Genomic DNA, 26,261 nt, shown 5'->3' on the forward strand with positions numbered 1-26,261 from the left:
GGCGGAGGTTTTTTGTTTCCAATATCAATCCTTTGTGTTATAATCCATAATTACGGGTATACGGGTAATGATACTTAAGCAACCATTAAGGAGCGGAACATGCCTGCCAATAAGCGCATAAAGAAAACGACCATCGAAATTACGCAAGATCAATATTTTTTCTTGAAAGAAAAAGCCCTTCAATTGCAGAAGCAAAACAAAAGCGCATCCATCGTTTCTATCATCCGGGATTTGATAGAGAAGGATCGCGCAGACTGGATGAGTAAAGGAAAGAAAAGATGAGCAGCGATTTAACATTTATTACTAATGAAAGGGATCAGAATCTCAAGGACAGATTTGAGGTCCTGATAAAAGATACTAAATTCTTTGATTGCCTGGTGGGGTTCTTTTATACGAGCGGTTTTTATGCGATATATAAGTCCCTGGAGGCAACCGAGAAAATCCGCGTCCTTATCGGAATAAGCACAAGCCGCCAGACGTACGATCTGCTTAACAAAGCAGTAACCGAGAAGCAACAAATGCTCCAGTTTTCTCACGCAGAAACAAAGCAGGAATTCCAGGGCTTGGTTGAAAAGGAGCTGGAGGGTTCTGAGGATATTCGCCAGGTGGAAGAAGGAGTGGTTAAATTCATTGAGTGGATAAAGAGCAGGAAATTGGAAGTAAGGGCATACCCTTCACAAAATATCCACGCCAAGCTTTATATAATGACTTTCGCAGAGGGTGATCGCGATGTAGGTCGGGTTATTACCGGCTCCAGTAATTTTACTCAGGCAGGTCTGGTTGACAACCTTGAATTCAACGTGGAATTAAAGACCCGGGCCGATTATGAGTTTGCCAAGCAGAAATTTGAAGAGCTCTGGAAAGACTCCGTTGATGTCAGCCAAAAGTATATCCAGACCATAGAAGACAAGACATGGCTTAACCAGAATATTACTCCTCATCAGCTTTATCTCAAATTCCTATACGAATATTTCAAAGACGAATTGAGCCAGGCAGAGGATGTTTTTATCAAATATCTGCCGCAAGAATTCAAGAGGTTGGAGTACCAGGAGCAAGCGGTCCTAAATGCCAAGAAGATCCTTGAGGAATATGGAGGAGTTTTTATTTCTGACGTCGTAGGTCTTGGGAAGACCTATATTTCGGCGATGCTCGCCGGTCAGCTCGATGGAAGAACTTTGGTTATCGCGCCTCCTGTATTACTTGAAAAAGCTAACCCGGGTTCTTGGCCAAATGTATTTTCTGATTTTAGAATGCCCGCAGACTTTGAGTCTCTTGGAAAGCTCGACGACATTATTGACCGAGGGACTGAAAAATACACCAATATCATAATTGATGAAGCTCATCGTTTCCGGACAGAAGCTACCATGACTTATGAAAAGTTGGCAGAGATTTGCCGTGGCAAGCGAGTCATCTTGGTAACCGCTACTCCTTATAATAATTCACCCAAGGACGTCTTGAGCCAGATTAAACTATTTCAGAAAGCAAAAAAGAGCACTATCCCTAACCTTGCCGACCTGGAGGGATTCTTCAATGGCCTACATAGGAAACTCAAAGGGCTAGACAGGCAAAAAGATTATGCGGAGTATATTAAGACTGTAAAAGAAAATTCAAAAGAAATCAGGGATAAGGTTCTTAAATACTTGATGGTTCGCCGGACTAGGACGGAGATTACCAATTATTTCTCCGAAGACCTCAAGAACCAGAAGCTAAAATTCCCAGATGCCCAAAAGCCGGAGCCACTGTTTTACGAATTGAGCAATGAAGAAGATATCATTTTCAATAAGACTATCGAGCTCATAACACAGAAATTCAAATATGCCCGCTATACTCCAATGCTTTATTATAAGGGTCGCATATCCCAGCCGGAAGCGATTTCCCAGCGCAACATGGGCAAGTTTATGAAGATACTTTTGGTAAAAAGGCTTGAAAGCAGTTTCTTCGCCTTCAGGCAATCCATAGACAGGTTTATCCATTCCTACGAGATGTTTATCAAGGAGTTCGAGAAAGGCAATGTATACGTAAGCAAAAAATACACGAATAAGATTTTTGAGTTGTTGGAAAACGACGACGATGAGACTGTGCAACATTTAATTGATGAGGGAAAGGCAGAGAAATATCCTGGGAAAGAATTCACGGATGACCTTATCAAGGACCTCAAGAGCGATTTTAAGATATTAAAAGAAGTAAAGGTTTTATGGCAGGATGTGACTCGCGACCCGAAACTGCTTAAATTCTTGAATGAGCTTTCAAAGAATAAGACCCTGAAAGACAATAAGCTCATTGTCTTTACCGAATCGAGAGAAACCGCCGAATATCTGTCAGGCAACATAAACAAGAAGTTTCCAGATGCTTCTCTATTATTTACTGGCGGATCTGGAGAGGCAACTCGGGACAAGGTAATCGAGAATTTTGATGCCCGGGCCCGGCATCCAAAGGACGAATATCGCATTCTCGTATCTACCGAGGTCTTGTCGGAAGGCGTCAACTTGCATCGTTCCAACACAGTTATTAATTACGATATCCCCTGGAACCCGACTCGTATGATGCAAAGGGTAGGCCGTATCAATCGTGTTGATACGAAATTCTCCAAAATCTATACCTTCAACTTTTTCCCCACGAAGCAATCCAATGACCAGATAAAGCTTAGGGAAGCCGCAGAGGCTAAAATCAACGCCTTTTTGACCCTCTTGGGTGGAGATGCGGAGCTTTTAACCGAAGGTGAGCCGATTGGCTCTCATGAGCTCTTCAATAGGTTAATCTCCAGGCAGGTCATAACCGGAGAGGATGAAAAGGAAGAAAGCGAATTGAAATACCTGCAGATTATCAAGAACATCCGAGATAAAGAACCGGACTTATTTGAGAAAATCAAGCATCTGCCCAAGAAAGCCCGCACCGGGAAAATCAATAAGGAGCATAAAGAGTCACTTCTTACCTATTTCAGAAGAGGTAAGCTTGATAAGTTTTATATCATCAAGGTTAACGACAAGCCTCAGGAGCTTGATTTCCTTTCAGCGGCAAAGCTGATGGAAAGCGATTCAGAGGAGAAAAGGCAGAAGTTGCCAGGGGAATTCTACGAGCTTTTAGATATGAATAAAGAAGCCTTTATCTTTGCCACGACGGAAGAGATGGCAGAGGCGCACTTCAAAGGTAAGGGCGGCAGGGACAGTGCAACCAATATCCTTAGGACATTAAAAGTAACACTAAAAAATACGCGCCAGCTCACCGATGATCAGGAACTATATTTGAGGAAAGTCATAAAACAACTTGAGGAAGGAGGGCTTCCTAAACAGACCACAAAGGAGACCCTCAAAGCCTTGGATGAATTAAAACAGGATGTAATGAATCCATTGAAAGTTTTAGCAGCGCTTCAGACCCATATTCCTGGGCGGCTCTTGGAAGGGCATTATGTTGAATATTCGCCGGTTGTTTTCGGGAAACGCGAGGTAATTCTATCTTTGTACTTCAGCGGGGAATAATTTATGGATAAAAAACAGGCTCAGGCACTTATAAAGGAAACCTTTGAATCGACCTTTGATAAAGGCAGGTTCGTAGGTTTTGTGAAGAACTTGCTCAATGATGTGGAAGAGGCTACCTTTATGTATAAGGGGAATTATATCCCCGATGCCTATGAGCAATATATCAATACCCTGGAGCGGATAGGGAAATATACCGACGGCGAGCATAAGATAGATATACTTATCGCAAAGCTCAAAAAAGAGACGTCTATCGAGCGTGCCCGCACTATGCAGAGGAATTTTGTTGCCTGGTATTTGAATGGCAGCCGAGGCGGAGAATTGAAGGATGCCGCGTTGGTTGCCTTTGTTGCCCCGAACGACGAAGACTGGCGTTTCTCCCTGGTTAAGATGGACTACCGGTTTGAGGAAGGCAAGAAAGGCCGGATGAGGGTAAAAGAGGAGTTTACTCCGGCACGTAGGTGGTCCTTCCTTGTTGGAATTAATGAAAATAGCCATACTGCTCAAAGCCAACTCGTTGATCTTGTCGCTGACGATGAAAGAAATCCGGACATTACCCAACTCGAAGAAGCTTTCAATATCGAAAAAGTCACAAAAGAGTTCTTTGAGAAATATCGCGAACTCTTTTTATGGACAGAAGAAACCCTGGAAGATATTGTTAAGAAGGATAAGAAAATCAAGGGCGATTTTGAAGACAAGAAAATTAATATAGTCGATTTTTCCAAGAAGCTCTTGGGGCAAATAGTTTTTCTTTACTTTCTGCAGAAAAAGGGATGGTTTGGTGTTAAGCGCGATGCCGACTGGGGGACAGGACCGAAAGGCTTTCTGCGCGAACTATTTGAAAGTAAGCATGGTTCATATAAGAATTTCTTTAATGATATCTTAGAGCCGCTTTTTTATGAAGCCTTACGTATTGACCGAAGCCATGATGACGATTATTACAGCAAGCTTAACTGCCGTATTCCTTTTTTAAACGGTGGTCTTTTTGATCCAATTAACAACTACGACTGGGTGCATACAGATATTCTCTTGCCCAATGATCTATTCTCTAATTCCTATAAGACCAAAGAGGGTGATACTGGGAATGGCATTCTGGATATTTTCGACCGCTATAATTTCACTGTTAAGGAAGATGAGCCTCTTGAGAAAGAAGTGGCAGTTGATCCGGAGATGCTCGGAAAAGTTTTTGAGAATCTTCTGGAAGTAAAAGACCGCAAATCAAAAGGTACTTATTATACGCCCCGCGAGATCGTCCACTATATGTGCCAGCAGAGCGTGATCAATTATCTGGCAACAGAACTCGAAGGCAATGTTCCAATGGAGGATATCGAAACGCTCATTAAGCATGGCGAACACCTTGGTGAAAATGAGACAATCGTAGAAGCTAAGGGTAGGGAAACCAACACCTATTTTTATAAGCTTCCCGAGGGTATTCGTCAAAACGCTGAATTAATTGATAAAAAACTAATTGATATTAAAGTCTGCGATCCTGCTATTGGGAGCGGCGCATTTCCGGTTGGCATGATGGGCGAAATTGTTAAAACGAGGAATGTATTGACTGCTTACATCAAAGGCAAAGACAGGACTATTTATAATTTTAAACGCGAGTGTATTGAAAAATCGTTATATGGAGTAGATATCGATCCTGGTGCAGTAGAGATTGCTAAACTTCGGTTATGGCTTTCGTTGGTCGTGGAAGAAGAAGACATTAAGCAGATCAAGCCATTACCAAACCTCGATTATAAAATTGTCTGTGGCAATTCATTGATGGATGTCGAGAAGAACCTGTTTAATCAGAGTCTATTCGATGATCTCGAGCGATTAAAGCCGCTTTTATTTAATGAAACCAGCCCAAAGCGAAAACTCGAATACAAAAAGAAGATCGATGACTTAATCAAGGAGATTACAAATAATAATCAAAACTTTGACTTTGAGGTTTATTTTTCTGAGGTGTATCACGGGAAAAAGGGATTTGATGTGGTTATCGCTAATCCGCCTTATGTGAGCTATGGATTACGCGGCGGGCAGAAGATGCTTACTAAAGAAAAGGATTTTTTAAAACGCAAATATCCAAACTCAGCAGAATACAAGATCAGCCTATATGCGGTTTTTATGGATAAGGCTATTCGAATCTGTAAACAAAACGGAGGCTTGCAAACATTTATAGTGCCAGATAGTTTTCTCCTCGGCAGGTATTTTTCAAAAATAAGAAAGTTTATATTACGAACTAATGAAATTGTATCAGTTCTATTACTTCCTTACAGCGTATTTGATGCAACGGTTGGTTTCTCAGTGGTGTACCTTTTTCAGAAAAAAAGCGATGTTAATCCATCACATAAGATAACAGCAAGATTTGCAGAGGATAATAAAATAGTTCAGGACAATACTTTTAAATCATTTTCATATGAGCAAAACTTTTTTAACGAACTTCGGCATAATCGTTTTAGGTTATTTTTTGATCAAGGCTCAATGAATCTGGTCTCAAAAATCGAGAGAGATACCGTTGAGCTAGGATCGGTCGTTAAGTTCAGTAGCGGCTTAATAGGGAAAAATGGTCAAGATTCAATCATTAGCGATAGTAAGAAAGGAGAGAAGTGGCTTAAGGGAATAATCTCTGGCGGTGAAATTAATAAGTATACTATTTTCCCGGCAGGAAATTATTTGTTATATGACAAGGGGAAGATTAAAAGCGGATATGAGTGCGTGGATTATTTCAAAGAAAAGCTCTTTGTGAGGCAAACGGGAGATTCATTAATCTGTGCTTATGATAAAGATGGATTACTCGCGTTGAATAATGTTCACATTGGAAACTTAATTGATGGGGCTTATTCTTTAAAATTCATTACAGCGATTATCAACTCAAAGCTCCTCAATTATTATTACAAATCGATTTCACTTGAAACTGGTCGCGTAATGGCACAAACAGATATTGAAACTGTGGAGACTTTACCTATTAAGAGACTTGCTTCCACGGAACAAAAATCATTCATTGAGATTGTCGACAGCATTTTGGTTTTAACTAAAAGTTCGGGATATCAAGATAATTCTTCTAAGCAAGCTGAAGTTCGCGAGCACATTAAAAAATTAGACAAGATGATTTTTAAACTTTATGAACTTACTGATGATGAAATTAAAAGAGTCAAGGTTCTTTTTAAAGAATAGACCTGTGGCTAGTATATATTTTAATTTATGGCAGATGATTTACTTGATGAATTTATGGGATATGATTTCACCATGGGCGCGGATGTCGTGAAATGCCCGCATTGCGGTGCCGACGTGCCCTGTAGTTTGTTTTTCGATAACGAGGTCGAGTGCCCGGAATGTGGGAAGAAATTTAAAAAAGAAAATTAATATGGCGACAATAATGTTATATTTATTATTGTATAGAAATATCAGGAGGAAGTCATGAGCCCAAAAGAACAGATTCTCGTAGATCCAAATGTAGTTATTGGAAAACCCAGTAAAGAATTATTCATTTCAATGTTGACTCGCGATATATCATTAATTGATGCAATAAGCGATTTAGTTGATAACTGTATGGATGGGGCTATTAGATTGAAAGGAAGGAAGAAATTTACAGGCCTAGAGGTAAATATTATCTTAACGGAAGATGGCTTTAGAATAAAAGATAACTGTGGCGGGATAGATAAAGAACTGGCGCAGAAGTACGCTTTTCGATTTGGGAGGCCCTCGCAAGCTATTACGATAGATTATTCAGTTGGGCAATTTGGAATCGGCATGAAAAGGGCTCTATTTAAGATGGGAAATAAGTTTGAAATAAAATCTATATCACAAAAGGCATCTTTTTCTATCGAAATAGATGTTAATAAATGGAGTAAAGAGGAAAGCTGGGATTTTGGGTTTAAGCAGTTAATAGAAAAGAGGTTTCCGCTAGCGGAGCGCGGAACAGAAATTATAGTTAGCTCTTTAAATCCAGATGTAAAGGAGAGATTCAAGCAGAAGAACTTTTTATCTGAATTAAAAGCAAAGCTCGAGCTACAGCATCTAATGCATGTTTCAAAGGGACTAGTAATAAAAATTAATGATCATCCCATTGAATCAAATCAATTGAAGTTATTAAATAGCGATAAGTTCACAACTGCATATTGGGCAAAAAGATTCAAGATGTATGGCAATATGAAAGTTAAAATATATGCTGGTATAGGTGCGCAGGACCTAAAGACGGGAGGGTGGTATGTTTTTTGCAATAACAGACTTATAGAGGGTCCTGAACAGACAGAAGTTACCGGATGGGGAGTGAAAACTTCGGTGAAAATCCCTGAATATCATGGCCAATTTAGCAGATTTAGAGGATTTGTTCTTTTTGAGTCAAGATTACCATCTTTTTTACCGTGGAACACATCAAAAACCAGCGTAGATACAGATTCTCCAATATTTCAAAGTGTAAAATTAGAGATGATCAGCTTAATGAGGCCTATAATTGATTTTCTTAATAAAGTTCACGATGAAAGTGGAGCATATCTAAATAAGAAACTGGAAGAAAAATACTTGCAAAAAGAGATAGATTCCGCGAGTCTAAAAGACTATTTAGATGTTAGAACATCCTCAAAATTTATTGCCCCAACTCAAAAAAGATTGGCTAAAAAAACAAACGAAGTAATTATAAGATACATAAGAACAGAGGATAAAGTAGAAAAGTTAAAAAAATTCTTTAAGATTTCCTCGCCAAAACAGGTTGGAGAAAAAACCTTTGATTATACCTATAGCCGGGAGTGTAAAGAATAATGTCTGGAAGCTATAGAAAGATAAATTATGATCTTCGGCCAGCGAAATCAATTGAGCGTAAAATGCTTTGTGAAGCATTAAGAAAACTGATAATTTTCTGCGATCTGGCTAAATATAGGTATGTTGGTTTCGGTGCGACATTTTTCACTGACTTTTTACTTATACACAAGTCTCTTGGATTAAATGATTTGATAAGCATTGAGAAAGAGAAAGAGGACAAAAGAAGATTTGAATTTAATTGTCCTTATAGATGTGTTCAATTGCGCTTTGGAGAAGCGAATGATATTTTGCCCATAATCAGCTGGACAAAAAAGATAATCCTTTGGCTTGATTACGATGATCCATTAAAGGATAGTATGCTTACCGATATTGGTACTTTCATTTCGCGAGCACAGACAGGAAGTATTATATTGATAACAATAGATGTTAAACCCGATAAATCTACAGATCAAAATAGTGAAAAAAACAGATATGTGCAATTAACAGAACGAATTAGTAAGACAAAGATTCCAATTGGCGTTGAAGAAAAAGATTTGGATAACGAAAATTATCCGAGAGTTTGTTATAACATTGTAAATAACGAGATAGATGAAGTTCTCTCAAAAAGAAATGGTGGGCTTACAAATAAGCTGGCCTATAAACAACTTTTTAATTTTTATTATCAAGACTCTTCGCCCATGCTAAGCGTTGGGGGAATACTTTATGCAGAAAATGATGATGCTCAAATAAAAAAATGCCATTTTGAAAAATTAGATTTTATTAAATGTGAAAGGGATAAATACGACCCTTATAAAATAATCGTTCCCAATCTTACTTTTAGAGAAATGCGGTCTTTGGATAAGGTTATGCCTTATGATAAAATATCAAAAATAAAGAAGAAACAGAGACCCGTATTTTTAACAGAAAAACTGGTAGAAGAGTACAGTAAAATATATAGATACGTTCCTAACTTCGTAGAAGCAGAGATACATTGATAAAATGGGCAAAATAAATAAATATAAAGTTATAGACTTGTTTTCTGGGGCTGGAGGTTTCGGGTTAGGATTTAAGATGGCCGGATACGACCTATGTTTTTCTTTGGAAATAGATAAATGGGCAACTGATACGCTATCCGAAAATAATAAAAATGGGATGCTTATAGTGCAGGACGATATTAGGAATTATGAAACGGAGAAGGATATATTAGAAGCCTGCAGAAAAGCTCCTGATATTGTAATAGGCGGGCCTCCTTGCCAGGGGTTTAGTAATGCCGGTTCCTTAAAAAGAGATCCGAATGATCCCAGAAACTCTCTTTTTAGGAATTTTGCTAAATGGGTTCAATATTTAGAGCCTACTATTTTTATAATGGAAAATGTAAAGGGAATATTGTCAAGATGCAGTTCAGATGGCGTCAAGATGATTGAAATGATAAGGAAAACCTTTTCTGATATAGGCTATACTAATCTAAATATATGGACGCTGAATGCAGCTGAATATGGAGTTCCGCAATTGAGAGAGCGCGTATTTATTGTTGGACACAGGAAGAATATATCTATAGATGCCCCACCGAAAACGCATTATATAAATAAGAGGGCAAGGGCCCTAGAAAAGGCAATCACCGTTAAAGAGGCAATCTCTGATTTGCCAAGAATCAATGCATCTGAAGGACAGGAAATTCAGGACTATAAGGAAAAACCAAAATCAAAATATCAGATGTGGGCAAGGGGAGGTCAAAAAATACTGTATAACCATACTGCTATGAAACATACAAAAAGAATTATCGAAAGGTTTAGTCATATTAATATTGGAGAATCGGTTTCTCACGTTTCTATTAAATACAAAGAAAGGAAGAGAAACGGAAATGGTGAGATCTCGACGAGCTCATATAATATGAACAATCGCAGGCTCTATCCTAATAAGCCTGCCTATACAATTCCGGCATCATTTTACTCTAGCTTTATTCACCCCTATTTAAACAGAAATATAACTGCGAGAGAGGCTGCTCGTCTTCAATCCTTCCCCGATAATTATCGATTTATGGGGAAGAGAACTCTTATATCATCGAAGCTATCAAAGAAAAATGGCCGGTCTGATCACGACTATTTATCTCAATATAACCAGATAGGCAATGCCGTTCCCCCTATTTTATCTAAGGTTATTGCTGAACATATCCATTCCTTTTTATAACTTAGACGGCCTGTCATGAAGTATATTTGGTTTTAGAATTGAGAAATTTTTTAATGATCCCATTAGTCGAAGGGCAAGGAGTTAGAGAAAAAGGGTAGCCGAAATGGAAATACTCCTTAATATTATTACTGGTGGTCTAAGTGGAGCTTTATTGGTTTGGCTTCTGCGGGGCTGGATTACAGAGCGCCTAAAACAATCCATACAGCATGAATATGCCCAAAAGCTCGAAACTCATAAGGCCGAATTAAATGCAAAATTGCAAGCAGTATTATATGAGCAACAGATATATCAACTTCGGACGTCATTATTTTTTGATCACCAGAGAGAGGCATTTGCTGCGTTGCTTAGTCAGATTGCTGAAATTGAACGGAAATGGCTTGAAGTCGGTTATGATCCTGATCTGCAAGAGTTTACTAAATCGGTTCCTTCTGAAGAGTACTATAAGCTCAAAAAGTCATTCTATGATCATCAACTTTTTCTTGATAGGGATTGCATTTTTGCTATGAATTTAGTTCTTGAGGCCATGAGTGATTCTTTTCCTGTTGATGACGGAAACGGAGAACTGCATGAAAGGGTTTGTCGTGAGCCATATGAACGACTTAAGTTCCTTCACTCTAGAGTTGCTGAACTATTCCGAGAAAAGATTGGGATAGCAGTATCAGTTTCGACAAGAATTGAGCTTGCTTTTTTAGGAGCAATTAGATTGCTAAATCAGTATCACTTTGCAGATATCGGATTACCACCCAAAGGGGAATTGTGTTTAACTGCCCGGGATAGTGTTGCAGATGCAGTTGCTAAAGCGGTAAATAATAAAGCCGGATTAATTTCAAAACTTAAAGAGTTTAAAGCATACTTAGAGAAAGACCATTCTTTTTTTTACGAAGCCTTAGAAAAGGTAACTCTCTATTTAAATATTCTTGAAAATAAGAATAGCACTGTTTAGTAGATAATCCAGATACTAAGGTGCAGGAAGAGCTAAACTTGCACACGCGTCAAATTTTAAATAATAATTCTATTTTTGAAGTGCGTACTATTTGTTTGGCAATAGGTGTTCAATCATGTCCCGGCGTTCTTGGATAGTTTTAAGGCGGGCAATATTTAGAAGTCTTCTGCCGGTAAAGATTCTCAGCGTTTCTTGATCGTCGCGTTGCTTCATGTTTTCGACGAACTCCGGAGGCAATTTATTGACTATTTTTAATAAGTGTGCTAATTTGGATTCCGACATATTGAGTTCTCTACAGGTTTTTGCCCAGGTTATTCTAGTTGTGCCGCCGCTGATGAAGGCCTTAATCTTTAGAGCTTCTACTATGGTATTTGGGTAGACCCGGGGCCTTCTGATGGGTACCGGAGGTAAAGGATCTACTAAACTGAGCAAAGTCCGCTTGCTTCGCCGGATCTCCATCTTTACAACCAATTGAACTACTTGGAGTTCTGCGGTGCGGCGGGCGACAACGCTGGGCAGTTGATAACTATGATTAAAAAGGCAAAAATTAATTGGCCAATATAAAAAAGCAGAAATTCATAAGAGGTTAAGGCAGGTAGAATATTTTAAACATAGGAGGAAAGATATGTTTAAGAAAATAGGGGTTTTTATCTTCTCAGGGTTATTACTTTTAAATTTGTGTGGTTGTTTTCTGTTAGTAGCAGGGGCTGTAGGTGGTGTTGGCACAGCAGTTTGGCTCTCCGGAAAATTAACTCAGCAGTTTAACGCTCCTTATGATCGGACAATAAAAGCTACTGAATTGGCTTTGAGGTCTTTTGATTTTGAAATAGCAAAGCAAGCAAAGGAAACCAATGTTACAACGTTTAGAAGCCACTATACTGATGGCAAAGAAATCTGGGTTGATGTTAGGAAAATCACTGATACTTCTACAAAGGTAGAGGTTCGTGTGGGTGGGGTGAGCGCAGACAAAGAAGCCTGCACTAAAATTCTAGATAGAATAAAAAGTTATCTATAAATTATTTTTTTCGGCCATAAAAAGATTTAAAAAGGAGAAATAGTATGGGGAAAGTTGTTAATTTGTCTCTACTTACTATTTTTATTTTGGTTGGTTGCAGCCAGAAAGATGACTTATTTTCTGGTACACGAACACAATATTATTCAGCAAAATATGTTGAAGCTGAAAATCCTTCGCAAGCTGCTTATAGAGGCAAATGGTCTGTGGAAAGAAGCGGTTATGATCCTGGGTACGGTTCTTACTCAGGCCAAGGGCAAGGCAATTACGATGAAGGTTGGACAGAGCATAGAACTTATGATGATGGCCAGCAGGTTGATATAGAGAGAAATCCAGATGGTTCAAGAAAAGGCGAATCTTTGTTTGGGAGGTAACGGTTTACCATAAAAATCATCTCCAATAATTCCAATCTCTTGGAATTCTCCACCAGTAAATAAGTTATTCCTTTAAACTACTTTTAAAAAAATATTGACAAGATTTTTCTGTTTTTATAAAATATTGTTAAAAAATAAGGAGGTGCGTATGAAAAATAAAATTATTATCGGAGTTATTGCTGTTTTAGCGGTAATTTTTATTTTTGAAAACGCATATTTACTTGGGAGGTATAACGCCGAACATGTTAAAAATATAGCGTTTGTACGTTATCAGCCGGTTCCTATAGAGGTGCTGCCGGAGAATAATCTACCTATTATTTATAAAATGAGCTCTTGGGATCCTTTTACAGAGATAAATAGAATGCAGGAGAGAATGAATCGTATCTTTGAGAATAACTTTTCAGCTGCCTCCAATATTGGTGATAATAAAGCGTCTTTTGGTTCTAGTATAAGTTTTAGCAATAATGGTACATCTTATATGGTAAAAGTTGGCATGCCCGGTATAACTAAGGATGACATAGATATCCAGGTTAAGGGCAGACAGCTAATAATCTCCGGGCAAAATAAGAATAATAAGGCTAGCAAAGGTAAAGATTACTATAATCAAGAATCAAGCTATGGTAATTTTTTAAGTAATTTTATGCTTCCGGAAGATGCACAAATAAACCGAATAACTTCAGATTATAAAGATGGAGTTTTAACTATAAGTATCCCGCTGGTTCAAAATAAGCCATCTAAACCTAAAGAAAAATAGTTTATCAAGCTTAACCAAACAGGTGGGTAGGGGTTAGGCCTTTTCGTATTCAATCTCAGAGCAAGCAGATTTTTTACTGCTAGGGGCATTTTATTTTTTCACATACTTTTTGGATTATATTTAGGCCGATTAGTAACTCTGTATAGACAGCTCCCACCGAAACCCTGCTTGCATACACATTTTTTTCTGCAGGAAAACTAACTTTTAATTCTATAGGGAAGAAACGCAGTTAGTGTGTAATCCCATTAAAGGCAATGGGTTATATAGTAAATATTACAGCTTAAGTAACACCAAGAAATTAATAGATTTATTGAATAAACTCTGTACCTGTTGTATAATAAAACTAGTTGAAAATCTGCCCCCCAGATAGGGATAAATTGTATTTGGTATTCATATCCAAAATGCCGCCATTCTACAAATGAGATTATGGAAAAACAAGATAAAACCAACAAAATAAGCTACAAGTTAGTGCTGCAGGAATTAAAAGAGGATCCCTATAAGAAACTCAATATAGCTTTTTCTTTAATGGTTGTTGTGCCGTTTTTGGTGTTCTTTTATCTTCTAACAAGCAGGTTATTTACTATGGATGTCCTTATCGGCAATACTGGTTTTATAGTGATGCTTTCTTTATTTATCTCTCTTTGCGGTTTTTATATAGTTTATAGTATCTTAAAGAATATTTTTAATAAGATTCTAGCTTATGCTGCACAGGCAAAACATAGCGATCAGTTAAAATCAACCTTTGTCGCAACAGTGTCTCACGAGCTAAAGAATCCCTTGGCCTCAATTAAGATCAATATTTATAATATTTCTACTGGTGTTATCGGCCAGGTAAATGAAGAGCAGAAAGATGCCCTTGGGCTTTGTCAATTAACGGTTGAGCGTATGGTTCGTTTGGTAAACGGCCTGCTAGACTTACATAAAATCGAGGCCGGGGTTATTGATGTTAAAAGGCATAAGCTTAACCTTACAGAAATCTTAGAAAAACAAATAAAAGAATTGCAAATTTTAGCAGATCGAAAGAACATAAAGATAATTAAAGAATTTTCGGATAGAAATTTATCCGTCTGGGGCGATGAGGACAAGCTTTCTCAAGCGATTATTAACCTTTTGAGTAATGGAATAAAATTTACTCCTGAAAACGGGATGGTTACTTTAAAGATTTATCCTGATGACAAATTCGTGAAATTAGAATGTATAGATACTGGACCCGGGATACCGGATGCTGATATGGAGAAGCTTTTTAATAAATTTGAACGGCTCAATGCTGCCAATGAAGGAACTGGCCTGGGGTTGGCTATTACCAAGGACATCGTAGAAATGCACAGGGGTAAGATTTTGGTAGAGAGCCAAGTTGGTAAGGGTAGCAGGTTTATTCTCCTGTTGCCTTCTGACCTTAGATTAACAAAAAGGTAAATATCATGCAAGAGAGTGTCTCTAAGAAAATCCTCATAATAGAAGATGAGCAAGAGTTAGCGTTTGGTTTAGCTACTTTACTTAAACCTCAAGGGTATTTGATTACTGCAGCTTATGATAGCTTATTTGGTATAAGTTTGGCGCATAAAGAAAAGCCGGATTTAATAATTCTAGATTTAGGTTTGCCTGCCGGCGGAGGATTTTATGTCTTGGAGAATCTAAAAGGTTCTATAAAAACTTTTGATATACCGGTTTTAGTTTTAACAGCACAGCAAGGAGAAGATTTGGAAGAAAGGGTTAAGAAGGCCGGGGCGGTAGCATATTTTCAGAAGCCTTTTGACCCAGAATCGTTATCCAGCAAAATTAAAGAAATTTTAAGCAGTGTTAGTTGAAATTCGATTACAAAGATAGAATCACTTATTTATAAGTGGCTACAAAAATGACTAAAGCACAGGAAATAAAAAATAAAAACACAAAGATAAGATTTGTTAGGCCCTCTAAGGACCTAGTTGTAATGGTTTTAATCAATGTCTTTATATTTGTGCTTTCGTATTTCTTTAACATCTTTGTATTTCTTGTGAGATTTTTTAAAAAATATCCTGATACTATAACTTGGGCGGATGAAATTATCACAGGACTTTTAGCTTTAAGCATTTGTTTTGCTGTTTTCTCTTGGCGCAGGTGGAAGGAATTAAAGGAGGAGACTTCCAAACGCCTAGAATTACAGGAGGAGCTTATTAAGATTGCAGAAACAAAAGCAGAAACAGAAAGAATTATCTGTAAGCAACTTCACTGTGACATTGAAGAATATAAGAAGATAGAGCAAGATATTTTATCCCGTCGAAATAAAGCAAAAGGGCTAATTTAAGAACAACAGATTTTGGTCAATTTTATTACTTTCCGTATATCCAGCTGTAGGTTTTCCCTCCGATAATGTTAATTGCCTCATTTTTTAAGAAGGAAGCGTTTTCTTAATATCAGAAAATACTATTGAAACCTTCTCATTAATATTGCATATTTAACTAGGCATATATTTAGGCAAAATCTAACGCCAGGGGAGATAATGGATAAAGCGCAAGAGCGTAGAAAATTTATAAGAGTTTCTGAGAAGTTACAAATAATGTATGAAATTGTTTCCTCTAAGAAAATAGGAGAATATATCACCAAGAATATCAGCCAGGGTGGTGTAAAATTTTTAGTTCATGATTTTATACCCCAAGGCAGTTGTTTGAGGATCAAATTGGTTCTGGAGCCATATCTCAGTTGCGAAGCGCTTGTCAAGATCGCCTGGATTAGGGAAAATCATTTTACTGAAGAATATGAAGTCGGTGTAGAATTTATAAGCATGCCTCGAGTTGCTCAGGAGGAGCTTATTGAATACATAAAAACCTGTATTGCTGTTGTTAAATAGTTTTTAAGATTAATTTGTCCCCACTATGATTCCCAGCCACCTAATCCCTCTTGTTTTATCTAAAATTTAGAGTAAAATAACCTAATTAAGATATTGGTTAAGGATTATGAAACCCTTTCTGGGAATAAAACCCATATACTTATTGACAATTTTACTTATCCGGAACTGCTTATTTCTTATTTAACATTTAAAGAAAAGTCGCTTTCTATCGCATGCCTCCGATTATTATCTATGAAATATAATCATTAATAAATTTAACATAAAAGCCTGCCGGCTGGGAGTTTTTAATTCTAAAAGCTATGAAAATAAAAGTACTGCTTTTAATAATTTTACTTATTGTTCTGGGTGCGACCGTATTTTCTTCATTTAAGGTATATGAAAAGAATTTGATTACTGTAAAAGAACATAACCTTTTAAATAGAAAAAAAGAAGAGTGGTTTCGTTTGAAAAGAACCTTAGAAAGCAAAGTGGGGCATTTTAAAGGCCAGGTTGGCTTGGTGGTAGAGGATTTAAATACGGGTTGGGTGATTTCGTTCAATGATGACATTTTAATTCCTTCCGCAAGCCTGGTAAAGATTCCGGTTATGCTTTCCTGTTTTTATGCTCAGCAGGAAGGTAAAATTAACCTTAAAGACAGCATAGCGCTTAAAAATTTCCAAAAGGTATCCGGTTCGAAAGTTTTAGGAAACTATCCTGTTGGCTCCCGGTTTATAATAGAAGATTTATTTGATCCAATGATTACCTTGAGTGATAACGCTGCTGCTAATGCTTTGATAGATTTATTGGGTTTTGACGATTTAAATATGTATTTTAAGAAGATGGGGCTAAAAAATACCAATATTGTGCGGAATATGATGGATTTTAAAGGTAGGAGCGCAGGCAAAGAGAATTATACCACTGCTTCCGATATGGCATATATACTGGAGAAGCTCTATCGTGGCCAATTCTTGAGCCAGGGAATATCCGATAGATGCTTAATCTTATTGGGCCAGCAAAAAATTAACGACCGCATTCCTAAGAATTTGCCAAAAGAAGGAGTTTTCGCTGCGCATAAAACAGGCCTTGAAAGACATATCTGCCATGACGCAGGGATAGTGTATACCCAGAAAGGGAATTTCTTAATCTGCGTTTTAGTTCAACATGAAAATAAATTCGCACAACCGGCTAAAAGGCTTATTTCTGATATCGCATTATCTACATACAACTATTATAAGGATTTCTAAGCCCCGTTGTTTGTCTTCCCCTCTTGTTATCTCCATTCTGTGCTGTATAATAGTTAGGTGGTAATTCCTTTCCCAAAAGCTTTGTATTTTATTATCTGCAAATATTACTGATGAAAAAAATCTTTGAGTTAGTAGTCCTCTTAGTTTTACTGGTTGTTTTTATTCTTATAGGTAGGAATAAATTAGCGGCATTTTATTACAACCGCGGATGTAATTATTACAAGGTTAATTCATATAAAGATGCTATAGATTACTTTAATAAATCCCTTAAATTTAATCCTTCAGTTAGCTGGACGCATTACAGCCTTGCAAATGCCTACGACAGAGAGAAACTTGAGGAAAAGGCCCTGGAGGAATACAGAATAGCAATCCGATTAGATAAACATTTTCTTTGGAGTTACGAAGCCTTGGCAGATATGTATCTGCGTAAAGGTTCCTACCAGCAAGGAATTGACATCCTAAAAGACGCAGAGGTTAATATACCAGATAATCAAGAAATTAAGGATTCTTTAAATTTGGCTTTTTTAAAATATTCAACCTATATAATAAATAGCGGTGTAGAAGCTTATTTGTCAGGAAAAAAATCAAAGGGGTATGAATTATTGAATAAGGCCCTAGAGATCAATCCGGATTTTTCCGCTGCCTACTATACATTGGGGCATTTTTATTATATTGAACACAGATATGATGAAGCGTTGTATATGCTAAATGAAGCCATCCGTCTAGATGAGAAGTTTTTTGTCGCACATAAATTATTGGGGGATATATATTTTACAAAAATGATTTTTAATAAAGCAATTGATGAATATAAAGAAGCATTATCTATCAATCCTAAAGATTCAGTTGTCCTTAATAATTTAGGCTTGGCATTCATGAACCTTGAAGATTATCCCCGCGCCGCTGAATTTTTGGAAAAAGCCGTAGATTTGAATCCGGGAAAAATAAATTTTCGATATAGCCTGGGCAGTGTGTATAGAGATGCCGGTAGGCCAAAAGATGCTGTTTTAGAATATGAAAAGATAATTCAGATACAGCCGGATTATCCTAATGTGCATAATGATTTAGCGGATATTTATAAGAATGAAGGGCTTATAAAAGAAGCGTCTGAAGAATATCAAAAAGAAATTAATTTTTGCAATGAGAAACTCCTGGTATTACCCAACGATCCTGTGTTGCTAAATAATATTTCCTATGCCTATAACGGTATCGGCCAATATGTTGAGGCAAAAATATTCATAGATAAAGCCTTGGCACTCAATCCGGATTACCGAGAAGGATATTTGACTTTGGCAAGCATAGAGAGGAATCTTGGAGAATATGAAAGCGCGTTAGCAACCCTGGAAAAAGCTAAAAATTTATCAAGGCAAAGACAGATTTTTATCGAGCAGGATGCCAAGGGCATTAAAGATGAGCTTGGGACGATTGCCAAAGGAAAAATAGAATTCGATATGGTGTATTTAAAGAATGGCCGTCATTTTAAGGGAGTTATCGTGGGCCAGACAGAGGATCGGCTGACCTTAGAAATAAATATAGGCACTACCACAGGCAAGGTTACTATTTTTAAGGATACTATCGAAAGAATAGTCAGTAAAAAATAAATGGAAATAAATTTTACATGTTTTACTTTAGGTTCAGAGTGATTTTAGAATAATATTGACAAAAATAACCGTTATTGTATACTTTTTACTCAAGAAAGCCTTAATTTATTCTGAAGTTTATAGATAAAAGCTCCTTCCTTAAGCCAAAAATCTTAAAAAAACAAAATGGGAAACCTGAATATTTTATTGTTTGATCCTCTTTCTTTATTTTTTCTTTTTGTTATCTTGGGGGTTTCTCTACCCTCTGCAATTTATTCCTGCGGTTACCTAAAAAATGAATATTCCCGCCGTAAGATAATTTTTGGTTGGTTATTGTTGCTTGCGTTTGTGTTCTCTATGGTCTTAGTAGTTATCGTAAATAATATTCTTATTTTCCTCGTGGCTTGGGAAATCATGTCTTTAGTTTCATATTTTCTGGTTGTTTTTGATTCAGAACATGAGAAATCCATTCAGGCAGGCTTGATTTATATCGTAATGGCTCATATTGGTACGGCCTTTTTATCGGCTGCTTTCCTGTTAATGTATAAATATGCCCATTCTTTTGATTTTTTTGCCGTTAAAAATGCCTGTCAATTAATGCCGGCTCAAGTTAAAAATATTGTTTTTCTACTGCTACTGGTTGGTTTCGGGACAAAAGCCGGTATTGTCCCACTGCATGTTTGGTTGCCCTATGCTCATCCGCAGGCCCCCAGCCATATTTCAAGTATTATGTCTGGTGTAATGATTAAAACTGCTATATACGGAATAGTCCGGTTTGTAATGTTTATCCTTGGCGTAGATTCTTCTTGGTGGGGGATCTTGGTTTTGGTTCTGGCGGTTATCTCCTGCTTAGTAGGGGTGATTTATGCGCTTATGGAGCATGATTTAAAGAAATTACTTGCATATCACAGCGTGGAAAATATCGGAATAATTTTGTTAGGCGTGGGCCTGGCGATGTTTTTTGTCAGCATAAACCTGCCTTACCTAGTTATATTTTCTTTAATTGCCGGTTTATATCATTTGATTAATCACGCGATCTTTAAAGGGCTCCTGTTTTTATGCGCCGGTAGTGTTTATAAGGCTTGCGGAACTCGCGATATCGAGAAATTAGGCGGATTAATTAAAAAAATGCCGCAGACTGCCGCATATTTCTTGATAGGGGCGATGGCGATATCGGCATTGCCGCCGCTTAATGGATTTGTGAGCGAATGGCTTACTTTACAGGCATTTTTTCTGGGGGCTTTGAATACAGCCGGAGGAATTAAGCTTTTCTTGGGCCTCTGCGCGGCGATGCTGGCTTTAACAAGCGGTTTAGCAGCCGCCTGTTTTGTTAAAGCTTTTGGGATAACATTTTTGGCACAGCCCAGGAGTCATTATGCTGCCAGCGCCAAAGAGGTTTCTTTATCTATGAGGGCGGGGATGCTCTTTTTGTCATTTCTAATCGTTGTCTTTGGTTTGGCCGCGGCAGTGATTATGAAATTATTGGCAAAAGTTGCCAGCAGCGTAACAAACATTGATATAAGCAATATGGGTTTCTCTTTAAACAACTTTACTTTGAATCCTCAGATAGGTAAAAGTATTTATCTTTCTACGCCTTTGCTTGCGTTATGGTTAATTGTCCTGGGAGCTGGCGGTTTTGCCATCTATAGTTTGTTCGGTAAAAAGCGCCGAGTTTATAAAACTTGGGATTGTGGCTACTACAAACTCGATTCGCGTAACGAATATACCGCAACTGCTTTTTCAAAGCCTTTTAGGATTGCATTCAGCTTTTTCTTACTTCCTTACCGCAAGACTCAAAAAATCAGGGAGTCATTTTATCATGTTAAGTCTTTTTCCTATGAAACACATACTACTTCCGTATTTAAGAAGTATATTTATCTTCCGGTAATTGCCTGGGTTTTTAAGTCAGCCAAGTTTATGAGAAGAATTCAGCCCGGAAGCATCCATCTGTATCTATCATACATTCTTGTAACCGTGTTATTGTTGATTATGTTTATGTATAAATTCTAAAATGACAAAGGTTTTCTTTATTATCCTACAACTGATTTTATTCCTCTTGGCGGCCCCGCTTTTAAGCGGTTTGATCTCTAAGGTCAAAAATAATATCAGGATGCGCCGTGGCCAGAGTATTTTCCAGCCGTATTACAATTTAGTAAAGCTTTTTTCCAAAGAAGAGGTAGTCTCAGGAGATTCTTCTTGGATTTTTAAGGTTACCCCGTTTATCGTGTTTTCTTCGATGCTTACTGCGGCAATACTGATTCCTGTGTTTATCTTCAGCCCGATGCATCAGATGGGGGATTTTCTGTCCCTGATATTCATTTTTGCCTTGGGACGTTTTTTTATGGCCCTGGCAGCCTTAGATACCGGCAGCTCTTTTGGCGGAATGGGCGCATCAAGAGAAATGTTTATTTCCAGCCTTGTTGAGCCGGCATTTTGCCTGGTAGTGTTTTGTGTATTTTTACAATTCGGCTCAACGGATATCGCGGTGTTTAGCGGGGTTCATCCGGTTTCAATTTGTTCGTTTATCACCGCTATTGTTTTATTTATGGTTACTCTTGCCGAAACATCCCGGATTCCCGTAGATAATCAGGAGACGCACCTTGAATTAACTATGGTGCATGAAGCGATGGTTTTGGAATATTCGGGAAGATCTTTGGCTTTAATAGAGTGGTCTTCATATATAAAACAGATGATTTTGTTTTTCCTGATTGCGCAGATAGTTTTTCCGGTTAATTTTTCAGGTTTATGGATTTTATGGTATTTTGTCTGGATAATTATTATAGTAATTGCTGTGGCAGTGGTCGAGGTTTTTGTTGCCAAGATGCGTTTATTCAGAGTGGCTGATTTTTTAGGGTTTGCTTTTGTTTTAGGGGTTATCGCAGTTGTGTGCGCTATTTTAGGAGTCTAACTATGCAGGCAATAATTTTGTTCGGAGTTCTGGTCTTAACATACCTTATGTTTGTTGCCAAAAGGATGCCTGTTCTAATCCGTAGTTTTCGCTGCCAGTCGTTTTTTTTATTTTTGGTAACTTCGATAATGGCATTTGATGAGCACCAGCTTGACCTGTATATTGTTGCCGCGTTATTGTTCGTTATAAAAGTACTCCTTATTCCATATTTATTATACAGGATTATGAAAAAGATGAGGGTTAGCGGAGATATTGGGTTATTTGTTAATGTTCAGTTATCTTTGTTATGTGCTTTAGGACTTGCATATTTAGCTTGGATTTTTTCTGCGCGCCTAGTTGCTCCCAGCAGCCAGGCGCAGATTAGCATTTTGACAATTGCTTTTTTTGCGGTATTGGCAGGTTTATTTTTAATGATTTCCAGGATGAGCGCGCTTGCTCAAATTATCGGCTTATTGGTTATGGAGAATGGTTTATTCCTGTTGGCTTGTGCGGTTTCAGGTGGGATGCCATTTTTTGTAGAGATTGCTATCTTTTTCGATGTGTTTGTAAGCGTAGTAATTATGGGTTTTTTTGTTTACAGGATTAATAAACTTTTTACGCATATTGATGTGAATAAACTTTCAAACTTAAAAGGGTAATTATGCAAATATTTTTTATCTTAGGGATTCCGCTGTTGCTTTCCTTGGCGACTTTGTTAATCAGAAGGCAAAAGATTCTGGGGATAATCAATTGTATTGGTTATCTGCTAGTATTATTTTGTGGCGCAACTCTTCTAGGGAAAACATTCCTATCAAAAAGCACCATCTCTTTCTTTAATTTTATATACATGGATACATTAAGTACATTTTTTATCTTTGTTACCTCCATAGTTAGTTTTGTTGTGGCGTTATACTCTATTGGATATATAAAAAAGGATGTAGAGCAGGGGGTAATCTCCAGAAGAAAGGCCAGGATTTACTATCTTCTTTTTAATCTTTTTTGCTGTTCGATGTTTCTGGTTCCTGCGGTGAATAATTTAGGGATACTCTGGGTGGCCGTTGAAATGACTACGCTGATTTCGGCGTTTTTAGTAGGATTTTATAATACTAAAAAATCAGTGGAGGCGGCCTGGAAATATATTATTATTTGTTCAGTAGGGATAATTTTTGCACTTTTAGGTACGATCCTTTTCTCTTATGCATTCTCTATTTCCGGGCTGGAAAAGAGCCTGAACTGGTCGTCCATGGTCCCTGTTGCGCACATATTAGACAAAAATATCCTGAAAATCGCTTTTATTTTTATCTTAGTTGGTTATGGCACAAAGGCAGGATTAGCGCCCATGCATACGTGGCTACCGGATGCGCATAGTCAGGCGATAGCGCCAATCAGCGCCCTTCTTTCAGGAGTTTTGTTAAAGACTGCCATCTATGCAATATTAAGATTTGGTATTATTATAATACACGGAGTAGGGTTTGGGTATTTTAGCAACCTGATGATTTTGTTTGGAGCAATCTCTTTAATTATCTCAAGCGGTTTTATTCTGGTCCAGAAAGACCTCAAACGCCTTCTTGCTTATAGTAGTATTGAGCATATTGGTATTATCGCAATTGGTTTTGGAATAGGTGCTCCTTTGGCTATCATGGGCGCCCTGCTGCATGTTTTTAACCACGCAATAACCAAGTCGCTTATGTTTTTTGGAGCAGGTAATATCGTTAGCGTTTACAAAAAGCACAATATGAACGCTATTCGAGGAGTAATTAAGGCAATGCCGTTTACAGGCGTTACGGTCCTTTTGGGAGTGTTTGCTATTACCGGATTTTGCCCTTTTTCATTATTTATTAGCGAGCTTATGATTTTAACCGGCGCTTTCACAAGTGGTTCTTATTTAGTTGCGGGTTTATTATTATTATCCCTGGCAATTATTTTTGGGGCATTTATTTATCATTTTGGCAAAATGCTTTTTGGAAATCTTCCCAAAGAAATGATAGTTACAAAAGAGCCTTTAAGCGGTAAGTTTGTGTTTTCATTTTTATTATTTCTTATTTTAATTCCAGGAATTGGTTTGATTTTTATAAATAAGGATTTATTATGGATTGCCCAGAACTTATTTCAGAGATAAAAAATAAATTACCGGATTTTTCTGCTTTATGTGTCCAGGAAGATTATCCGGACCAGGTATGTATAAAGGTGTCTCCTGAGATCTTCAAAGGCGCCTGTTTTACTTTGCACAAGATGCTTGCCTCACCCGTAATGATGCTTTTTGCCTTGGATGAGCGCAATGGCTTGAATAAATTCGTAATAAATTGTGTTTTTGTTAGTTATAGAAGAAGACAATGGATTACCGTCAGCACAGATATTTTACAGGAGAGTGCTTATTTTGATTCATTGGCAAAAACTATATATTCTGCCAGCCTTTTTGAAAGAGAAATTTGGGAGATGTTTGGTATCCAGGCAAGAGGTAATCCTGATTTAAGGCGGCTGCATTTACATGATGAAGTTTGGCCGCAGGAAAATTATCCCTTACGTAAAGATTTTCAAAAAGTCCATGAAGGAAATTTAGGAGAGTATAAATTTAGCAGGGTAGAAGGAAGAGGGGTGTTTGAGGTTGCGGTTGGGCCGGTGCATGCCGGAATTATTGGCCCGGGGCATTTCCGCTTTAGCGTCTCCGGTGAACCGATTATTAACCTGGAGACCAGATTAGGTTTTACGCATCGGGGGGTGGAGAAGCTTTTTGAAGGGAAGCTTTATTCTCAGGCAATTAATTTATCAGAGAGTGTCTGTGGCAATTCGGTTTTTGCCCATAGTTTGGCGTTTGCGCAGGCGGCTGAGAAGATATCCGGATTAGTAATTTCTGCGCAAGTAGCTTATCTGCGGGGTATTTTTTTAGAGCTCGAACGTATGTACAATCATGTCAATGATATAGGAGGAATTGCTATAGACGTTGGTTTTAGTTTTCCAGCTGCCTTTGCTTCGATTATTAAGGAAGCAATTCTTCAATTAAATGACTCTCTTTGTGCAAGCAGGTATCTTAAGAAAGTTAATCTGGTGGGGGGAGTTTCGGTAGACATTGATAGCGCTAAAAAATATCTGCTTCTTTGTTCGCTTAAGAACATAAAGAAAGATTTTAATGAATTGGTTAAAATATTAAATGATTCTGTTTCTTTTATGGATAGGGTGGATACAACAGGTATTCTAAAAAGAAAAACTGCCCAGGATTTGGGTGTGGTTGGTTTGGTTGGCCGCGCATCGGGAATTTCTACGGATTTAAGGAGGTATTTTCCAGGGGTATATGAGGAAGCGAAATTTAAGATGATCACTCAGGAATCCGGCGATGTTTTAGCCCGCTTAAAGGTTAGGGCTTTAGAATTTTTTGAATCATGTAGGCTGATTGAGGAATTTTCGGAAAAACTTGTTACAGGGGGTAATATTAGGGTAAATCCGGAACAAAAGGGTGGCAGTGCTTTGGGTTACGTGGAGGGATGCAGAGGCCCCGTATTATATTGGCTTAAAACTGATTCTGCTGGAGTAATTCAGAGGGCTAAGATTGTAGATGCCTCTTTTCATAACTGGCAAGGATTGACTTTTGCCGTATTAGGTAATATCATCCCGGATTTTCCGGTTTGCAATAAGAGTTTTAATTTGTCATATTCAGGTAATGATCTATGATACTTATACTAAAAAATAGGATATTGAAAGGTGTGGTTACTAGGCATATTGAGCCGGGATTAGTCAGAGAACTAAACTCTACTGGGCTCAAACTAAAAGCATTGATCCGGAAAAAATTCGGCAAATCTTTGCATATACGCCAGGTAGACACAGGTTCCTGCAGTGGATGTGAATCAGAGATCATTTCAACTAATAACCCGATTTATGATTTACAACGATTTGGCGTAAATTTCGTAGCTTCTCCTCGCCATGCGGATGCGCTTCTGGTTACCGGCCCTTTATCTAAAAATATGCTGGTTGCCTTGAAAAGCGCATATGAATCTATGCCTGAACCGAAATTTGTCATCACGCTTGGAGATTGCGCATTAGATGGGGGATTATTCAAAGGTTCTTATTATATCGAAGGCCCGATAAAAGATATATTGCCGGTAGTGTTGCATATTCCCGGATGCCCGCCATCGCCGTTAACAATTATCAAGGCGCTGCTGGATTTATTACAGAAAGAAAAGTAAGGTATAAGATAAAAATTAAGGGGGACGGTTCTCTTAAAAAAGAGAACCGTCCCCCTTTTTTTCATAATCGGTTTTACAATTACTGAAGTAGTTGTATAATA

24 protein-coding genes are annotated in these 26,261 nt (G+C 37.8%); 23 read left to right on the forward strand and 1 reads right to left on the reverse strand.

What is annotated here, in order from left to right; all coding sequences use genetic code 11:
* Positions 1-99: 99 nt before the first annotated feature.
* The 8 genes from PHC29_05705 (at position 100) to PHC29_05740 (ending at position 11,328) form a co-directional block, all read left to right on the forward strand.
* Positions 100-282, forward strand: a complete 183-nt coding sequence (locus PHC29_05705; GenBank protein MDD5108983.1) for a hypothetical protein — start codon at positions 100-102, stop codon at positions 280-282.
* A complete protein-coding gene (locus PHC29_05710; GenBank protein MDD5108984.1) occupies positions 279-3,476 on the forward strand; it encodes a helicase-related protein in 3,198 nt (1,065 codons plus the stop codon). Before PHC29_05705 ends, PHC29_05710 begins: the two co-directional genes overlap by 4 nt.
* A gap of 3 nt (positions 3,477-3,479) precedes the next feature.
* Positions 3,480-6,635 (forward strand): TaqI-like C-terminal specificity domain-containing protein, encoded by a 3,156-nt coding sequence (locus tag PHC29_05715; GenBank protein ID MDD5108985.1) that lies wholly within the window; start codon positions 3,480-3,482, stop codon positions 6,633-6,635.
* A 27-nt stretch (positions 6,636-6,662) separates the two neighbouring features.
* A complete protein-coding gene (locus tag PHC29_05720; GenBank protein ID MDD5108986.1) occupies positions 6,663-6,824 on the forward strand; it encodes a hypothetical protein in 162 nt (53 codons plus the stop codon).
* 54 nt (positions 6,825-6,878) lie between these two features.
* Entirely contained in the window at positions 6,879-8,219 is a 1,341-nt protein-coding gene (locus tag PHC29_05725; GenBank protein ID MDD5108987.1) for an ATP-binding protein, read from the forward strand.
* Complete coding sequence (locus PHC29_05730) at positions 8,219-9,193, forward strand: hypothetical protein (protein ID MDD5108988.1); 975 nt, start codon at positions 8,219-8,221, stop codon at positions 9,191-9,193. The genes PHC29_05725 and PHC29_05730 overlap by 1 nt, the downstream gene beginning before the upstream one ends.
* Before the next feature lie 4 nt (positions 9,194-9,197).
* Positions 9,198-10,385, forward strand: coding sequence for a DNA cytosine methyltransferase (locus PHC29_05735; protein ID MDD5108989.1), 1,188 nt, complete (start codon positions 9,198-9,200; stop codon positions 10,383-10,385).
* A 103-nt stretch (positions 10,386-10,488) separates the two neighbouring features.
* On the forward strand, positions 10,489-11,328 hold the full coding sequence (locus PHC29_05740; protein MDD5108990.1) for a hypothetical protein: 840 nt from the start codon (positions 10,489-10,491) through the stop codon (positions 11,326-11,328).
* 87 nt (positions 11,329-11,415) lie between these two features.
* Here PHC29_05740 and PHC29_05745 read toward each other — a convergent pair whose 3' ends face one another.
* Positions 11,416-11,760: a hypothetical protein gene (locus tag PHC29_05745; GenBank protein MDD5108991.1), complete on the reverse strand. Its 345-nt coding sequence runs from the start codon at positions 11,758-11,760 to the stop codon at positions 11,416-11,418.
* Positions 11,761-11,953: 193 nt separating this feature from the next.
* Here PHC29_05745 and PHC29_05750 point away from each other — a divergent pair, with 193 nt between their 5' ends.
* From PHC29_05750 to PHC29_05820, 15 genes are all read left to right on the forward strand, one after another.
* Complete coding sequence (locus PHC29_05750) at positions 11,954-12,343, forward strand: DUF3568 family protein (protein ID MDD5108992.1); 390 nt, start codon at positions 11,954-11,956, stop codon at positions 12,341-12,343.
* Positions 12,344-12,387: 44 nt separating this feature from the next.
* Complete coding sequence (locus PHC29_05755) at positions 12,388-12,714, forward strand: hypothetical protein (GenBank protein MDD5108993.1); 327 nt, start codon at positions 12,388-12,390, stop codon at positions 12,712-12,714.
* A 148-nt stretch (positions 12,715-12,862) separates the two neighbouring features.
* Positions 12,863-13,468 (forward strand): Hsp20/alpha crystallin family protein, encoded by a 606-nt coding sequence (locus PHC29_05760; protein ID MDD5108994.1) that lies wholly within the window; start codon positions 12,863-12,865, stop codon positions 13,466-13,468.
* A gap of 426 nt (positions 13,469-13,894) precedes the next feature.
* The gene (locus PHC29_05765; GenBank protein MDD5108995.1) at positions 13,895-14,884 is read left to right on the forward strand and encodes a HAMP domain-containing sensor histidine kinase; all 990 of its coding nucleotides are present in this window, start codon (positions 13,895-13,897) and stop codon (positions 14,882-14,884) included.
* A gap of 5 nt (positions 14,885-14,889) precedes the next feature.
* Positions 14,890-15,276, forward strand: coding sequence for a response regulator transcription factor (locus tag PHC29_05770; GenBank protein MDD5108996.1), 387 nt, complete (start codon positions 14,890-14,892; stop codon positions 15,274-15,276).
* Positions 15,277-15,323: 47 nt separating this feature from the next.
* Positions 15,324-15,752 carry a hypothetical protein gene (locus PHC29_05775; GenBank protein MDD5108997.1) on the forward strand — a complete coding sequence of 143 codons (429 nt, stop codon included), beginning with the start codon at positions 15,324-15,326 and terminating at the stop codon, positions 15,750-15,752.
* Positions 15,753-15,947: 195 nt separating this feature from the next.
* Positions 15,948-16,295, forward strand: a complete 348-nt coding sequence (locus PHC29_05780; GenBank protein ID MDD5108998.1) for a PilZ domain-containing protein — start codon at positions 15,948-15,950, stop codon at positions 16,293-16,295.
* Positions 16,296-16,594: 299 nt separating this feature from the next.
* Positions 16,595-17,518 carry a class A beta-lactamase-related serine hydrolase gene (locus tag PHC29_05785; protein ID MDD5108999.1) on the forward strand — a complete coding sequence of 308 codons (924 nt, stop codon included), beginning with the start codon at positions 16,595-16,597 and terminating at the stop codon, positions 17,516-17,518.
* A 110-nt stretch (positions 17,519-17,628) separates the two neighbouring features.
* Positions 17,629-19,116 carry a tetratricopeptide repeat protein gene (locus PHC29_05790; protein MDD5109000.1) on the forward strand — a complete coding sequence of 496 codons (1,488 nt, stop codon included), beginning with the start codon at positions 17,629-17,631 and terminating at the stop codon, positions 19,114-19,116.
* Positions 19,117-19,281: 165 nt separating this feature from the next.
* Positions 19,282-21,105 carry a proton-conducting transporter membrane subunit gene (locus PHC29_05795; GenBank protein ID MDD5109001.1) on the forward strand — a complete coding sequence of 608 codons (1,824 nt, stop codon included), beginning with the start codon at positions 19,282-19,284 and terminating at the stop codon, positions 21,103-21,105.
* 1 nt (position 21,106) lies between these two features.
* Positions 21,107-22,003 carry an NADH-quinone oxidoreductase subunit H gene (locus PHC29_05800; GenBank protein MDD5109002.1) on the forward strand — a complete coding sequence of 299 codons (897 nt, stop codon included), beginning with the start codon at positions 21,107-21,109 and terminating at the stop codon, positions 22,001-22,003.
* 2 nt (positions 22,004-22,005) lie between these two features.
* Complete coding sequence (locus PHC29_05805; GenBank protein MDD5109003.1) at positions 22,006-22,641, forward strand: hypothetical protein; 636 nt, start codon at positions 22,006-22,008, stop codon at positions 22,639-22,641.
* A 2-nt stretch (positions 22,642-22,643) separates the two neighbouring features.
* A complete protein-coding gene (locus tag PHC29_05810) occupies positions 22,644-24,101 on the forward strand; it encodes a proton-conducting transporter membrane subunit (GenBank protein MDD5109004.1) in 1,458 nt (485 codons plus the stop codon).
* On the forward strand, positions 24,071-25,648 hold the full coding sequence (locus PHC29_05815) for an NADH-quinone oxidoreductase subunit C (protein MDD5109005.1): 1,578 nt from the start codon (positions 24,071-24,073) through the stop codon (positions 25,646-25,648). Before PHC29_05810 ends, PHC29_05815 begins: the two co-directional genes overlap by 31 nt.
* On the forward strand, positions 25,645-26,160 hold the full coding sequence (locus PHC29_05820) for an NADH-quinone oxidoreductase subunit B family protein (GenBank protein MDD5109006.1): 516 nt from the start codon (positions 25,645-25,647) through the stop codon (positions 26,158-26,160). The genes PHC29_05815 and PHC29_05820 overlap by 4 nt, the downstream gene beginning before the upstream one ends.
* Positions 26,161-26,261 lie beyond the last annotated feature (101 nt).

This window comes from Candidatus Omnitrophota bacterium (genome assembly GCA_028712255.1).
GTDB lineage: Bacteria > Omnitrophota > Gorgyraeia > Gygaellales > Profunditerraquicolaceae > UBA6249.